Source organism: Bradyrhizobium sp. Gha (genome assembly GCF_900113735.1).
In the GTDB taxonomy this organism is placed as follows: domain Bacteria; phylum Pseudomonadota; class Alphaproteobacteria; order Rhizobiales; family Xanthobacteraceae; genus Bradyrhizobium.
In genome coordinates this window covers 157,771-172,085 of sequence record NZ_FOQM01000011.1, presented here as the reverse complement: position 1 = coordinate 172,085, position 14,315 = coordinate 157,771, and the positions used below count along the sequence as shown (strand labels likewise).

Genomic DNA, 14,315 nt, shown 5'->3' with positions numbered 1-14,315 from the left:
TTCTTTCCCAGGAGGTCCTTCAACGCCGCATTGTCCAGCATGGCGTCGGCCAAAAGCCGCTTCAGCCGCGTGTTCTCGTCCTCCAGCGTCCTCAGCCGCTTGGCCTCCGAGACCTCCATCCCGCCAAACTTGGCTTTCCATTTGTAGATACTGGCATCGCTGACGCCGTGCTTCCGGCACAGATCGGCAACCGACACGCCAGCCTCGTGCTCCTTCAAAATCCCGATGATCTGCTCTTCCGTAAAGCGGTTGCGCTTCATGCTCTGGTCCTCATATGGGCCAGAGCGAACTTCAATCTGGATTAAGTCCAGGGGGCAAGGTCATCGCTAACTTCAGGACAACTTCCATGAGAAATTCGCTTTTTCTGGCAGCATCGCTATCCATGAGTTGTTTGATGTCCGCTGGACTGTCCCAGACGCTAACGCCTGCGACCGAGGATCCCTTTCTTTGGCTCGAGGAGATAGAAGGGCCGCGCGCATTGGCTTGGGCTCGCACCGAGAACGATAAGACACTCAGTGCTCTCCAATCCGACCCCCGTTACCAGCGCTTCTACGGCGAAGCGCTCCACGTTCTCCAGGCCAAGGACCGGATTCCCTATGTTTCGATGGGAAGACTTGGTCTCGAAAATTTCTGGCAGGACGAGAACCAGGTGCGCGGCGTCTTGCGGCGTACCACGCTTGAGAGCTATCGAACGCAAAGCCCACGATGGGAGACCATTCTCGACGTGGATGCTCTGGCGCATGGGGAAAAGAAGAACTGGATCTATAAAGGGGCGAGCTGCCTTCCGCCCGAAGAGCGCCTGTGCTTGCTCCACCTTTCAGAAGGCGGAAAAGACGCTGTGTTCGTCCGGGAGTTCGACGTAGTTTCCAAAACCTTCGTCACGAACGGCTTCGAACTTCCCGAGGGAAAACAGGAAGTAACTTGGGTAAATAGCGACACGCTCCTAATTGCACGAGATTGGGGCGAAGGCACCATGACGCAAGCCGGTTATCCTTTCGTGGTGAAGGAGCTCAAGCGCGCCCAATCGCTCGCCGAAGCGCACGAGGTCTTCCGTGGCGAGCAGACGGATGTCGGGGTCACTCCATTCGTGCTGCGCGACACTGAAGGCAGGATCCATGCGACCGGCGTAGATCGCGGCATCAGCTCGTTCGAACATGAGTATGTGCTCTTTGGGCCCGAGCCAATCAAACTCAATCTGCCAAAGAAGGCGACCATCGGCGGCATCGCGAGTGGTCGCCTGCTGGTGACGCTGAACGAAGACTGGTCGCCACCGTCCGGACACAACCCCTTTTCGGCCGGCTCGATTATCTCTTATGACCTGACCCAATGGAAAAAGGATCCGCTGCGCGCCACACCCACGCTTGTCTTCAAGCCTGGGCCTAAACAAACGGTCAGCGGGTTCACCGCCACAAGAAGCTTGTTGATCCTAACGATTCTCGACAATGTTCAGAGTAAGGCGTTCGTCTACGAGCATCATCAGGGCGCCTGGCGTACGACGCCGATCCCGCTTCCCGAGAATGCGAGTATCGGTCTGGCTGCGGCATCGCATGATACGGAGGAGGCGATGTTCACTGTCTCAAGCTTTCTTAGCCCGACGACGCTGTGGTACTTCGACGCCGCAACCGAACGCCTTGAGACAGTGAAGACGACTCCTCCTAGGTTCGATGTCTCGCGACTTGTTGTCGAACAGTTCTACGCAACCTCGTCCGATGGCACCCGCATTCCATATTTTCTTGTACGACCCAAGAGCGCGAGGTTTGACGGATCAACTCCAACGCTTCTCTATGGCTATGGGGGGTTTCAGATACCGCTCACCCCCTCTTACGCGGGCCTGATGGGACGACTCTGGCTCGAGCAGGGCAACGCGTATGTTGTCGCGAACCTGCGCGGCGGCGGTGAGTTCGGGCCCGAATGGCACCAGACTGCCCAAGGAGCAACGAAGCAGCGCACATGGGATGACTTTATCGCCGTCGCGGAGGACTTGATCCGGCGCAAGATCACGTCTCCCCGCCGGCTGGGCGTAGTCGGCGGTAGTCAAGGAGGTCTGCTGGTAGGAACCGCAATCACACAACGACCCGAACTCTTCAATGCGGCCATTGTCCAGGTTCCGCTGTTCGATATGCTTCGGTTCACCAAGCTGGGCGCTGGAGCCTCTTGGGTCGGCGAGTATGGCGATCCCACCATCCCCGAGCAGCGCAAGTGGCTCGAGGCCTACTCGCCCTATCAGAGGTTGGTGCCAGGCAAGACCTACCCGGCCCCCTTCATTTTCACCTCCACCAAGGACGACCGAGTGCATCCAGCGCATGGCCGCAAAGCAGCGGCGAGGCTCGCTACATTGGGTCAACTGTATCTCTACTATGAGGATACCGATGGGGGGCATAGCGCGGCCGCCAACCTCATAGAACAAGCACGCCGGATCTCTTTAGAATATACTTACGCGTGCCGGCGGCTCGTCGATGAGTGATGTTGAGTATTAAAGTTAATTCAATGGGCTTGGCGTTATCGGCAGCGGCCTCGGCAGGCTCAGTTTTTGCTGAGTCCGGCAGACTTGGTATCTCCCCGATTGGATCCGAAAGATCAGCATTGCCCTCAGTCTCGCCTGTCAGTCCGGGTCCAAGGGCAATTTCCGAGGTATTTCGTCGGAACAGCCTTAGGCCAGAGCCGGTGCCTTAGCCTCTCGAGTTGGTAGTGCGGAAGTGGATAGGGATGGGGGATTTCGCATCAGTCGTGACGAATGACAGCAGTGAGAGCATCTCTGAGTGGTTGCGGGACTTTCGTGGCAGATCGAGCGGAGGTTGGTAGCCCACACGTAACCACTGACTAATTGCGCACAGGCCAGTCAGCTTGCGGTAAGCTAACACAGATATAGAGCCTTCGGGGTTGACGGGACGTGGCAGGGACAGCGCTATTGCTCCAGATCGATCAGCGCCGAGTCACCTTTCGGCTAATCTCAACGGCAGTGCGGATGTGGTAGGGACTAATTGGCCTGGAATCAGCCCCCGGGTGGATTAGCACGAGCCGCGCCCGCACTGTTTTACATCTCGCTCGGCCGATTGCCGTGGCTATCTCGACAAGCTTCGCAGATACTCTAGCGACCGTCAGTACACCACCCTATACTGCGACGAGCGCATAAGAGGGCGTTGATCACGACACACCCCATGAGAGTCGCGCCGCCTTATGCTCGTCCCGAGTTATGGTTTGTATGTACTCGGCCGGCGCTCAACTTTGCAGATCGAAGCTAGCTAGCCGGTGCCGATCTAGAATCATGATCTCGCCTTGAGTATTGCCGACGAAATCAACAACGCCATCATTATGCTATTGCGACACTGCACGTGAGACGGTCTCGATGGTTAAGCCAAGGTAATCCGCGATGTCTCGTCGAGACATCGGCAGTGATATTACATTAGCAGCGATCAGCCGCGCATCCATCTCAAAAGCCGCAACACGCTCGAGAGCTGTCTTACGTCCAAGCAGCACATTTGGTTCTCCGCGTGCTGCATTAGCGGTGTTCATGCTGAGTAATGTACGCCAGACAACAACGTCAGTCTGGGCGATCGCATCAAGAGTGTGCCTCTTGATCAGCCGAAGAGTGCTCTGTGTAACAGCTTCCGCCGTAAATCGGTGTACCCCACTGTTCTCGAATCCAAAAATGTCACCGGCTAAATAAAACGCGCCAATCTGGCGTTGCCCGTCGGCCAGCAGCTTGGAGGCTCGTACCGCTCCTTTTATAACTGATACACGTACTCGGCGGGTTCACTTTCGATGTAGATCGTCCTACCCTTCTTGTACGTGAATTCACTAGAGCTGACGATCAGGTTTGACATGCTCGATATGCCAAGCTCATTGAGTGCGTTACGGCAAGATCTTTTGGTCTGTGGTGATGCTGACAAGCATACTCGAGCGCTCCTGAACCATTGAAGAAATAATGAACAGATCAATCGCTGTTTAACGTCGATTCGCAATCTGCGCGGCGGCGCGCGAATGTTGTAGAGAGCTTGTATGAAAAGAAAACCTCGGATCGTTGGTGCGCGTGCCGCGCCCCATCGTGGCATACGCGCGAACCGCTTTGCACAAGCACACGCTATATAAGCTGATCGGGTTTTGAGTTGAATCAGCCCGCCGCCACAAACCTTCGTGAGCAGGCGGTGGGCTGCAATAGAGCCGGTGTCAGGCTTCGTTCAGCTTGCACGATCAAGCGGGCGGTAGAGAAGCGACAGAAAATAGCCGGGCGACGCTCTGAAACTCCGCCATAAGCACTTCTAGGACAAATACGCACACAAGAATGTAGAAGAGAAGGTGCGCCCAGGATCCCGTTGGTGAAATGGCTCGAAGAGCAGACCTGTTTCATGCTGAGCTAAAAACGTCCGTCCATAGCGCGCCCATCGCTCAGAGACCATCGGCAAAGACCCGCAGCTCTCGTCATAAAGCCTCGAAGCGCCTCCAAAGGATATTCGATCTCGTGAGAGATGCGGCTAATGCTCCATGTTCTTCACTCCCGAGAACGTCGATGATGTTGGCGGGCGCAGTATTCATGACAGGGGAGGCGAATGAAGGGTCGTACAATTGTCCTGCTACGCGCGCCCGCACAAACATGCGGAAACGCGCCCATAAAGGTCGTTTTGCCAAAAATGTCGCAGGAAAGCTGCGCCCAGGTTTGATCGATGTTCGAGAAGCCTCATTCCGGGGTTGCCCTGCGAGTAGCTCGGCACTCTGCCATTGACTAACTATCAAAGCGTGCAATTCATGTTTATTCTCTGGTGAAGTTAACGGAGGCAAGAGGTCTCATGCGCTACCTTCTCCTTATCGGAGTGCTCGCACTCCCTATCCTTGTCGGCTCAGGATCGCGTTCGATCGCTGGTTCGCGGGCTCATTCGTACAAGCTACCGGTACGCCAGGACGTTTATTGTCTGCAGGGACGCCATTGGGGATATCCGGGCAATTGCCAGTTTTCGACCTATGACCAATGCACGGCTACTGCATCAGGTACAGACGCCTATTGCGGCATCAATCCGACCTATGCTTTCGAGCGGCAAGGAAGACAATCGCGCTGATCTGAACCAGAATTGCTCTACCCAAGCGGCGGGTTGCAATTAACGTGTCCTAGTGCGGGCTCCTGTTGCCGTTCGTCTGCCTCACCTGTTCTGCGCTCTTTCTCGAATGCCGGCCAGGCAACGCGGACAATCAAAGCCCTGGGTTTCTCCGGCACGAGCAATGTAGAGTATACCATCCTTCGCGAGGCACTGGCCGAGCTGAGATTCATCAAGACAGCATCGAGGATGCGGAAAATCATCAGGCGATCTGATTAGCATGAGTGGGCCGGCTGCGGCTGTCGATTGGGCTGGTGGCCGTAAGCAGATTAGCAGCGGGTCGCCCTGTGCGCTGAGACAGGGCGGCCCAACTTCCCTGCTGCCCGGGTGTGGGTGCGCTCGGCCGCCCTAGGTCAGCGATTGCGAGCAGAAATGCGCAGAAATGTGGAATTTTTGGTTTTGCAATTGCCAATTCTGCTGGTTGATGTTGCGTCGCCAAATATTCCCAAGAGAGATCTTAGATCGCTCCACCTCCTCCAGAGCGATACTTCTTTTGGGCGCCCACGGACGGCTTTTCTACTCTCTTGTAAGGAGCCCTTTCAACCGCCGCACTGGTTGGTCTCATTCAATTTCATTCTGAATTGGCGCTCCTCCAACATTTCCTGTTATTTGTGGTCTTGCGTCGGCTCGAAGTTGCTCGCCAGGAATTGCTCTTGGGTCCATCGCTTTAGTGCATCGTTGTTGAGTACCGACTCGACTAAGGCGCTCCAACTCTCACCAGCCTCTCTCCATTTAAGTTTTCGGTCCGGAATGTTCCGTAGCAATCGAAATGCTGTCGGTGCGATCTTGCTTGCCTCTTTCCCTTCAGAAGCCTGCCGGATCAAGTCTTTGAGCAACTGTTCGGGAAAGGTCCAGCTGGCGCTCGTGAATCGGTCGGAAAACATGTATTCGAACGAGGCGCGAAACACGACCGCCGCTAGCGCGTCCTCATGTTCCGAGCCTGAGCTGCGCAGCTCGAACCATTGCAGCAGCCGCCGAACGGCTGCAGCAGGCGAAAACTCGCAGTCCCCCAGCGTCAGAGATACGAACATATACGCGATATCCATTTGAAGTTCGCCGTCCAGGGACATGTACCAACGTTTGATGGCTCTAATAGGGGTCATGTGAAATTACTATGAAAGCGCAAGAATGCGGAATGCGCTCGATCCGGAGCGCTCGTTAGCGTATCCCACGGCTCTTGAGACGCCCGATTGTCCGTAAAGGGCCAGCTGCCCAGAAATCTGCTTCCCTGCTGCAAGGCATCGACGTTGGAACTGCATCTTGGCCAGATGTAATTAGATTGGACGGTGAATCATTCTTACGCTGGTCCGAACTGCGCAACCGACGATGCGACGAGCTGGCAAGGATTGCCAAGACCCGGTGCCGCAGCGCAGGATACCGCGCTCCAAGCAAAGCACTGGCAAGATGCCGAAGAGTTCTCGGTTATCACCGATCGCACCGAACAAGATAAGTTCGCAGGACCGAATTTGATCGAGCGGCTCCGGCTCAAGCTGTTGCAGGGCGGCAGAGCAAATTCAGGCTGCCGTCCTGAGATTTAGGCCGTGCTCGCTGTGTCGCAGCGACGAGGAGGTTCGTCTCTCACGCTGTTGACCGGCTCGTGGCGGCCACTGCTTCTCTCTTGATAGTTCTTGCACCTTCAACAGCGTGCAGAGCGCCTTTGCGAGCCATCGCCTCTCCACTAAGACAACTAGCCGCTAAGACAACTAGTCAGCTTCGCAAGGGTCTGGAGATAACCAGAAACAAATCGTAGAGTGTCTCCTGCTAGGCACCCTGCTCGGCAGCCTTCTGCGATACCGTCCGTGCAATTGATCGGCACAGTTACCAAACCCGTATGAATGTATCAGTCCCCTTCGTCTTGCTGGGCTTGCCGTGTTTGTCAACGTAGAACAGCGTCCAGGACGTAGGAATGGTCGACCCGTTAACCGCGCCAATCCACCTTGTAAACGAATTGCACTGGGCAAAGGTAACCACAAAATAGAGCCCGGTTGAATTGACGGCTCCGGATGCCGGATACGGAATGCCTTGACACGCAAATCCTTGGGCGTGGTTCGTAAAAGTGGCTTGTATGGCCCCGCTGTTGACCGACCAAACAAACAGTTCTGACCCTCGTTCATTCTTCCAATACGAGGGCGCAGGAAGTTCCTGCGCCGTGGCGTGAGCGGACACAAACAACAAATGGACGAAAAGCATGAATCGCAGAAATTTCGCCATATCGAAGCTCCAATAGAAATTAATCAAGGCAGCAACTTAGATCACGAGTTTGGTACAGGTTGAGTTCACGTTCACTGCTTTTATCTGAGGTTCAACAGTGGAATACGGCTCATATAGCAACTTTGCGCTGAATCTCGGCTTAGGTGGATTCCTCAACCTCGCAAGGCTTCTCACGGGGCCTCCGGGCCAGCTGAGGTGTTACGCTGGTCCACCGGGACAAAGTCCCGATCATTCTTTTTCCGCAGTCAAAATCCGAAAAACATGCTTTTAGATAAGCATCTACGACACGCAGACGCATGCGGGTGAGGACATCTGGACCGTCAGATGATGGCTCCGGGCGCCCTCTCGCCTCAACTATTTGAGGAGAGCGCGATTCTCGTGAGGCTAAGGGCCGTGTTTCCATGACGCGCGACAATATGCCGTTCGCTCGTGCCGGCAGCGCATCGTGCTCACGTTTCGCGCCGCGCGATGAGACCTGTGATCTGGACTTCCGCTTCGTGGCGCTCTCAGAAGGAGGCCGCAATTTGGCTCCGCATCCGAAATCCGTAAGCCGTCCCCTGATCAAGCTGTTTTCTGTCGAAAGACGCTCTGGTCCGGTGTACGAAGCTGCGGTCTTCTCGTTTGTGCAAGGTGATGTGCAGCGAAAGCGACCCGGGCGTGAACGCGCAGGTCGGATCGGCGCCGACGCCCGAGATACTCAGCAAGGCTCAAAATGGCTTGCGGGGATCTGAAATATGCAGCCTCGCTCCACTAGCGTTTAGTTGAGCTTGTAAGAGGCCTGTAAGAACATACCCCAGCGTTCCATGCTGTACTTCGCAAAGCCTCGCGAGTGCCCGATGCAACCGTTTCCGCAGCCCATGGAGTCGGCATCTGTTTTCGTCCACATGGCCCAATAGCGGCCACCAACTCCGACGCTGAAGTTGTCGCTGATGAGGTAGGACAGGATGCCTTCCAGCTGGACTCCCCCGCCACCATTGCCGCGTTGTTCGGCAAAGGTCGTTTTGGGACGCAACAGATGATAGTCTCGCCCCAAGAAGGTGGTCCAGGGCAGGTAAGCGACATCGGCATTCAGGCGCCAACGCTCGGTCAGCATGGCTTCGGCGCTCACGCCGATTCGAGGCGCATTCCATTGAGTATCCTGGCTGCCAACGATCCTCTCGTCGCCCGGAGCGAGACTTAGATCCGGGTGAGTAACCCCAATGAGGCCAGTCGAGTCTGACGTCTGGCTGTAAGAGGCCCAGCCTACAAAACTGCCGATCTTGTAGGTCGCACCGCGAAGGAAGTCGTAACCGGCGTCGGCGGTATAATATGCGAACCTACCGTTAGACTGACCCGAAAGGGTGTTCTGGTAGGAGACTCCTAGGTGCGGAATCCAATCTTCATCGTTAATCTTTCCTTTGTTGAAGCCTCCGATGCCCAAGTTGCTCTTCAGGAACACTCCCCACGGACTATCGACACGGCCGAATATCTCCCCCGAGAGGCCATCCAGCCTATGATAGGTGAGCCGGGATATTAGTATGCTGGGGTCTTCAGTCGAGCCGTACGGAACTGCGCTGGGATCCCACTGGAATCGTCCCCGGCTCAGCCAAAGCCGCGAGCCGGCTTCGAACGACCATCCGGGCGCGTAAGGAATGGGTTGTCCGCTGCCAGCCGATTTCGCATACAGCGGCGCATCGGATCTTGGTGCGCCCGCCGCGTCCGCACCAAAGTGGTAGTTTAGACCCACTTTCCCGATATGATAGCTGCTGGACAGGTTGGTTGCGTTCGCCGGGAGAACCGCAAACGGAGGGAATTGTAATGTCGAAGCAGTCGGGACGCTCGGTCCGCCAAAGTACAAATAGTCATACTCGACATTCACAGACCATGCAGGCGTAAGGGTTTGCTCGACACCGAGCCCGATGACTCCACCAATTCGGCCATAGTCGAAATGGGTTTTCTCCTGTGGCAGGTCGCCACCTTCGAAGTTGTTGACAACATCTCCCTGATTGTTTTGCCAGGCTACACCTGCCTTGAGATAGGCAAGTGTCTGCCCCAGCGCGGCAAAGGCGTAACCAATGCGGCCCGCCCCGGCCGCAAAGAAGTTCGGACCTGCGTTGCAGTTTGCGCTTACAAACAAGTGGGACGCGGCGAGGCAGGTGTTCGAGCCGCTGGCGACCGCTGTGCTGGCATCCAGTTCGAGGCCGAACACCCAGCGGTTGTTCTGCCAGTTGTAGCCGATCTGGCCACCTGCGACGAACGCTGGAACATCGACGACGTCGCCGTAGATCGAGGGGCCGAACGGATTGCTGAAGGAGGTTTGGCCATACCCGCCGCCTACGTGGCCGCCAATGTACCCTCCAGACCAGTTCCACACTGCCGCTGGCAGTGCTTGTCCCCCGAGGTTCGCCATGGCTGTCCCGGCCGTGACGAATGCCATCGTCACAGTACCCAAAAAGAGAACTCTTGATCGCATAAAGATTGTACTTCCTCCGGGCAGAGCCCGGCTCGCTAACCTCCCCGAAAGGCAAACCATCGGAGCCGACCAGAAACGCCACAACGTGCGAAGGCCGCTCCGAAGATCACCCCACGAAGATTGGTGACGATGTCACGGCGGGAGCAAACCGCGTGCCGAACTGAATCATAGCCTGCAAGGCCTTTCCGAGAGTGTGTCGCGTCAGCTTTCCGACAATGGTTTCGAGGCCGACAAATTCAACTCGACAGCTCCTATATTGCGCGACAGTGCTGGGCACGCACGCGCTCATCCACTATTTCAAGCCTTTCGAGTATTCACAAAAAAATCCAGCTTGGATCAACGCAGTGATTTGAAGCGCAATGTTTTCTTTCAATGCGCGAGCTGGCGCGCATGGCGTGCAGCCGGTCGCTACGAATTCAGCGCGCGTAAGTGTCAGTTTCGGAAAAGGGTGACTACGGGCGAGGCGAGGAGTGCTGCCTCTGCTTCAAGGTCGACGCGCTGATCGTCTTCGACGCGACGGAAGTTAGCCGAACGTGTCAAGATCGCACCTGCTAGCAAGTGCAAGATCGGGCGCGTTCGCTCCTATCTTACCGAGAGTAGACTCTACAGATCCAGTGAACTCAAGGTCACACGCTTGCAATTTTGAAAGCGCTCCCCGGATGTGTCACTCCACTGTTTGCGCAGAGCGATCTCCCTCGAAACCTGCGTTCTTAAGTTCGCCGAGCATCTTGGAAAAGTCGCGACGTTCGATGGCGAGCATCAGCGCAAACAGTTGCCATGAAATTCGTCGACAATCACATCGTCAGACCGCAAACTCCATACACATCTACTTAGACCGTTGCGGCACAAACGTTCGGCGATTCCTCTTTATTCCACGATAAGTCACAGCTTGGATCGAACGACAAGTAATCACACGTCAGTTCTTCACCGGGTTTAATGTCACGGGCCGTGTAAATGCGGCAATGATCGCCTTGATATGTGTTTGGGCAACTGCTGTGGTTCATGAACCGGGCGTTGTCAGCATTGTACTCGACGACGCCGTCATTAGCTTTGTGGTCTCTAGGATAGGCATGTTTATCAAGCAGAGCTTGAAATGTTGGAGCTAGAGCCTTGTATTGCTCGGGCGTCACCGCGATGTCAACGATCGGGTTGTGAATCCAAACTAAAGCATCTTTTGGCAAATGAGTGGGGGAGAAAAGACCGATGCCGCCAAACTGATCTGGCTTCAAAATAGTGTCAACGATCAACATCGAAGAAAGCTCCCAAACAACTAACGCCCGCAAGCTAGCTCGCGTCAAGTGCGAAATCTCCTCCATGGATTGGTAGGCCTTTATACCGCTTCCATCACACTTCGGAGTTCCTCAGCATTCGTTCGGCGGCCTACTGCGGATCGCGCTGCGCGGCACCGGCTCGTGCTGACGCTAGAAGGCTGTAAATCAGTGGGGCGCGGAGCAAAGATCCAAGTCGATCGATTTCATGCCGGACCGTGACCCGGACCTCTCAGCGCAGCGCCACGCTAGAATTTCGGCAGCCAGGCAAGCGTTGACATGTCCTCAATCAGGGCTTCGAAGAGCCGCCTTCGGGCCTACCGCGTCGATCCCAACCGTTCCTAGCCTTGGGCGTGCAGACAAAACTAGAGATATGGGCAATATTGCACCAAAGAGCGACCGATTGGAGACCGGCGGTGGGACCGTCGATCTCGTCGTACAACGCCTCGGTGCGACTAGGCCGCCAACGTGATCACGCTCCGCGCAAGCAACAAAGGGGGAGAGCTGTTCGCCGTGACAGGGAGTCGCTAAACGGTGACGTTGGCAAGCGTATCGGGGCCACGCCGCATATCCGCAAGGCCCCGAGCCCCACTAAGTCTCGCAAGATTGGCTCAAGCAACTTATAGCCCACCAGTGTGTGCTTACTCGAGCTGTGGGGATTGGCGCCTCGTGGGACGGCTGTCCCTGGCGTCTACATTTGTGGATGATGGATGAGCCGAATGTCATTGGGTCCTCCCGGCCCCACGAGCGCCGTGTAAAGCTCACCGCGAACGTCGTATTGCTTCATCGGCTGCGCTGCGTCAGGCAAGAGGCCCCAGCGGTCGAGCTTCGAGATCATCGTGATTGGGGCAGGTTGGGTGCCGTGTGAAAAGCCCTCAGGAACGGCGAATGATGCGGCGTAAATCTTGCGGGCCGGGGGTGTCGTCTCAGCTATGCCGGAAGCCAGAGCTACTTGCTCTGTCATCTGTGCAGGCAGTGCTGGCGAGGGCCGATTCGCCGGCTGTGCGCTCGGTTGCGATACGCTTTCCGGTCGAGATCCGAAATGGACGGTTGCGCCTGACAAATTGAGTGGAATCCTGCCCTTCATCGCCGCCTCGGGCACGAACAGCGCCGTGAAGCGGTCGTTGTGGACTATGAAGGAGCAGGCGGGGTGTCCTGGCTCGGCACGACGCTACGACCCTCGGGCGCAGCTGACATGTGTCGATCACCGGGCGCGGATCGAAGGAGCGGACTGCCACTCCCAAATCCTCGGCGCGGTCATGACGCTCTGTTGGTCCGACAGATGATGATGGGCCGGCGCTCTCCAGCATAGCAAACAGTAGATCCTGATCGTAGCTTTCCGAAGGAAGGACCAGTCGATCGCTAGCGCGAAGAGTTGTGCCGATGCCTTCCATTACGTGGCGAGCGGCGGAGTTATCCGGGGGACTGAGCTGGTGCTCGATCGCATCTCCGTCCGTCGGGCTGAACGTCCTCTGTCTCTTCGCAGGCCTCAATTGCAAGTTGGAATTCTGGTCCGTGAGAACATCGCGACCAGCAAGGGGCAGCGATCTCGGATCGCTCGTTCGCAACCGGCTGGTAACCGTCACTCCCGTTAAAGTGTCGAACGGCTGAATCCGGTTCCTGGTGATGGGGCACGGGTGAGTTGAGAGACGTGAGCCCTTCGAGCAGATTCCTGTCGACACGTCCCGCGGCAAGCTCATTCAGCCAATTCAGAGCTTCCGACGGTGCGCTATGCGGCGCAGCAGCGTTTTCGCGTCCGACGAGCGCGTATTCCGGATGAGGGCCATCGGACCTCTGGTGCTCAAGACCCAGCAACTCGACGAGCCTACGGTTTTCTTCAGACACGTGAGGTTGGTAAGCATCTTGACAAGCTGGGTTGCCGTTGACGGCGGTATCAGGCTGGGGCACTTCATTTAAGTACGGCTCGAACTCCGCTTGCTGCTGTTGCGATTGTGGCGCAGCGGCGTTGTAGATAGCGAAGTCTCGGTCGAATGGATTGACGTTGTTAAATGGGTCCATGGACCACCTCGTTGGAGTGTGTTGCTGTCTGGCTCCCTCTTTATGAAGATCAGCTGTCGGTAAGCTGACGCGCCTAGACTCAAAGGTAAAATTGCCCTAGCGCGATTGCTGTACGTCATTTGAAGACGCGAGAAGATGCTGCTTGCTATGTTTGCGTATACTGTTCTGTAAGTTGGAGCCGCGCGGATTCACGCCTGTGCCGAGAAATGATACGACGCCCACAGCCTCCAATGAACCTGTCGCGGAGCGGCTCCTTACGGCCATGCACCTGTGCTGGCCGTGCACCTATGTCGCAGCGATGTATAAGCGCGCCATTCCACCCTCACAATCCTTCCGTTTCCCTCCGCTTGCAATCTTGCAGGGGGGCCCAAGTAAAGAGTGTTGGTCCAAAACCAAGAACGAGCCCAGGCGACATGGTATTCAGCGGACATTTATTGTCCGATGTTTTCGCCGGGGGCAAAGCCCTTGGATCGCCTTTACGTCCGCTGAACGAGTACTGCCAGTAGGCTACATCCGCGCGGCGAGTGGAGAACGGAAAACCGCGACACCCAAGGGCTGATCGCGTTGGCTACTTCCTTGATTCTTGTTAAAGATGAGACGGCTCCTCGCGCAATAGAGCAGCTTCAAGCTAAATCGCAGCGGCCTAATGGCATCCTAGCTTTGTAACTGCAGTCACACAGGAGGCGCCATGCTGGAGTTTTTCGAAAAGCTGCTGGAACATGCAAACCGAAATCCGGGAGAGTTCTTAACCGGAGTGGCTACGTTACTGCTGGTTGTCGCTACCGCCTTGCTGGTCAGAGCAACAAATATTTTGTCTAAATCAGCTAAGGAAGATAGCCGCAATCGCAAGATACAAGCAACGGTAGATGCTTGGATGAAGGTTAGAACCGAGCTAGATTTAGCTCATCTCTCCAAAGAGACCCCAGAGAAAGAACTCCGCGCCCAACTGAGAGCTCTGGAGGCGTTTTCAGTTGGTGTAAATTCCGGCGTCTACGACCTGACAACGTTCAAGCAGATGTCTGGTAATTGGTATTGTCAGCAATTTAATAGGATAAAGCCGATCATCGATGAGCGACAAAAAAACAGCCCGGATGCGTACAAGGAATTAACGAGTTTAGCGAAAGCAGTTGAGGGAATTCGTCTAGACGCCGCCAAGAAACCTGCCGGGAAGGCGTGCTCGCAGCGCTCGTAGAGACGAAACGCAAGGTGTGCCCCGGCTCGAGCCGGGGCGTGCTAGGCAGCGCGCAACTCATTGCAGGCCACCCGCATCCGAGCGGT

At 56.0% G+C, this 14,315-nt stretch carries 11 protein-coding genes; 5 read left to right on the top strand and 6 right to left on the bottom strand.

Annotated features, from left to right (window positions below; translation table 11 throughout):
* A partial coding sequence (locus BM222_RS16495; protein WP_143105984.1) for a transposase occupies positions 1 to 260 on the bottom strand: 260 nt, incomplete at its 3' end.
* A 134-nt stretch (positions 261 to 394) separates the two neighbouring features.
* Between BM222_RS16495 and BM222_RS16490 the strand changes: the two genes are divergently transcribed.
* A complete protein-coding gene (locus BM222_RS16490; protein WP_244547167.1) occupies positions 395 to 2,464 on the top strand; it encodes a prolyl oligopeptidase family serine peptidase in 2,070 nt (689 codons plus the stop codon).
* Between the two features lie 851 nt (positions 2,465 to 3,315).
* Here BM222_RS16490 and BM222_RS43055 read toward each other — a convergent pair.
* On the bottom strand, positions 3,316 to 3,678 hold the full coding sequence (locus tag BM222_RS43055; RefSeq protein ID WP_349509863.1) for a helix-turn-helix domain-containing protein: 363 nt from the start codon (positions 3,676 to 3,678) through the stop codon (positions 3,316 to 3,318).
* A 1,106-nt stretch (positions 3,679 to 4,784) separates the two neighbouring features.
* On the opposite strand from BM222_RS43055, the gene BM222_RS16480 reads away from it, so the two are divergent.
* A complete protein-coding gene (locus tag BM222_RS16480) occupies positions 4,785 to 5,051 on the top strand; it encodes a DUF3551 domain-containing protein (protein ID WP_092229270.1) in 267 nt (88 codons plus the stop codon).
* Positions 5,052 to 5,692: 641 nt separating this feature from the next.
* On the opposite strand, the gene BM222_RS16475 is transcribed toward BM222_RS16480, so the two are convergent.
* A complete protein-coding gene (locus BM222_RS16475; RefSeq protein ID WP_244547166.1) occupies positions 5,693 to 6,133 on the bottom strand; it encodes a hypothetical protein in 441 nt (146 codons plus the stop codon).
* Between the two features lie 240 nt (positions 6,134 to 6,373).
* Here BM222_RS16475 and BM222_RS16470 point away from each other — a divergent pair, with 240 nt between their 5' ends.
* Entirely contained in the window at positions 6,374 to 6,625 is a 252-nt protein-coding gene (locus BM222_RS16470) for a hypothetical protein (protein ID WP_092229268.1), read from the top strand.
* A 280-nt stretch (positions 6,626 to 6,905) separates the two neighbouring features.
* On the opposite strand, the gene BM222_RS16465 is transcribed toward BM222_RS16470, so the two are convergent.
* Positions 6,906 to 7,298, bottom strand: coding sequence for an avidin/streptavidin family protein (locus BM222_RS16465; protein WP_092229267.1), 393 nt, complete (start codon positions 7,296 to 7,298; stop codon positions 6,906 to 6,908).
* A gap of 401 nt (positions 7,299 to 7,699) precedes the next feature.
* Here BM222_RS16465 and BM222_RS16460 point away from each other — a divergent pair, with 401 nt between their 5' ends.
* Positions 7,700 to 8,029 carry a hypothetical protein gene (locus tag BM222_RS16460; RefSeq protein ID WP_092229266.1) on the top strand — a complete coding sequence of 110 codons (330 nt, stop codon included), beginning with the start codon at positions 7,700 to 7,702 and terminating at the stop codon, positions 8,027 to 8,029.
* Positions 8,030 to 8,055: 26 nt separating this feature from the next.
* On the opposite strand, the gene BM222_RS16455 is transcribed toward BM222_RS16460, so the two are convergent.
* Together BM222_RS16455 and BM222_RS16445 are read right to left on the bottom strand one after the other, a co-directional pair.
* Positions 8,056 to 9,714, bottom strand: coding sequence for an outer membrane protein (locus BM222_RS16455; RefSeq protein ID WP_244547165.1), 1,659 nt, complete (start codon positions 9,712 to 9,714; stop codon positions 8,056 to 8,058).
* A gap of 866 nt (positions 9,715 to 10,580) precedes the next feature.
* Complete coding sequence (locus tag BM222_RS16445) at positions 10,581 to 11,000, bottom strand: SET domain-containing protein (RefSeq protein WP_092229264.1); 420 nt, start codon at positions 10,998 to 11,000, stop codon at positions 10,581 to 10,583.
* A 2,725-nt stretch (positions 11,001 to 13,725) separates the two neighbouring features.
* Here BM222_RS16445 and BM222_RS16435 point away from each other — a divergent pair.
* On the top strand, positions 13,726 to 14,229 hold the full coding sequence (locus BM222_RS16435) for a DUF4760 domain-containing protein (protein ID WP_092229263.1): 504 nt from the start codon (positions 13,726 to 13,728) through the stop codon (positions 14,227 to 14,229).
* Positions 14,230 to 14,315: the final 86 nt, after the last annotated feature.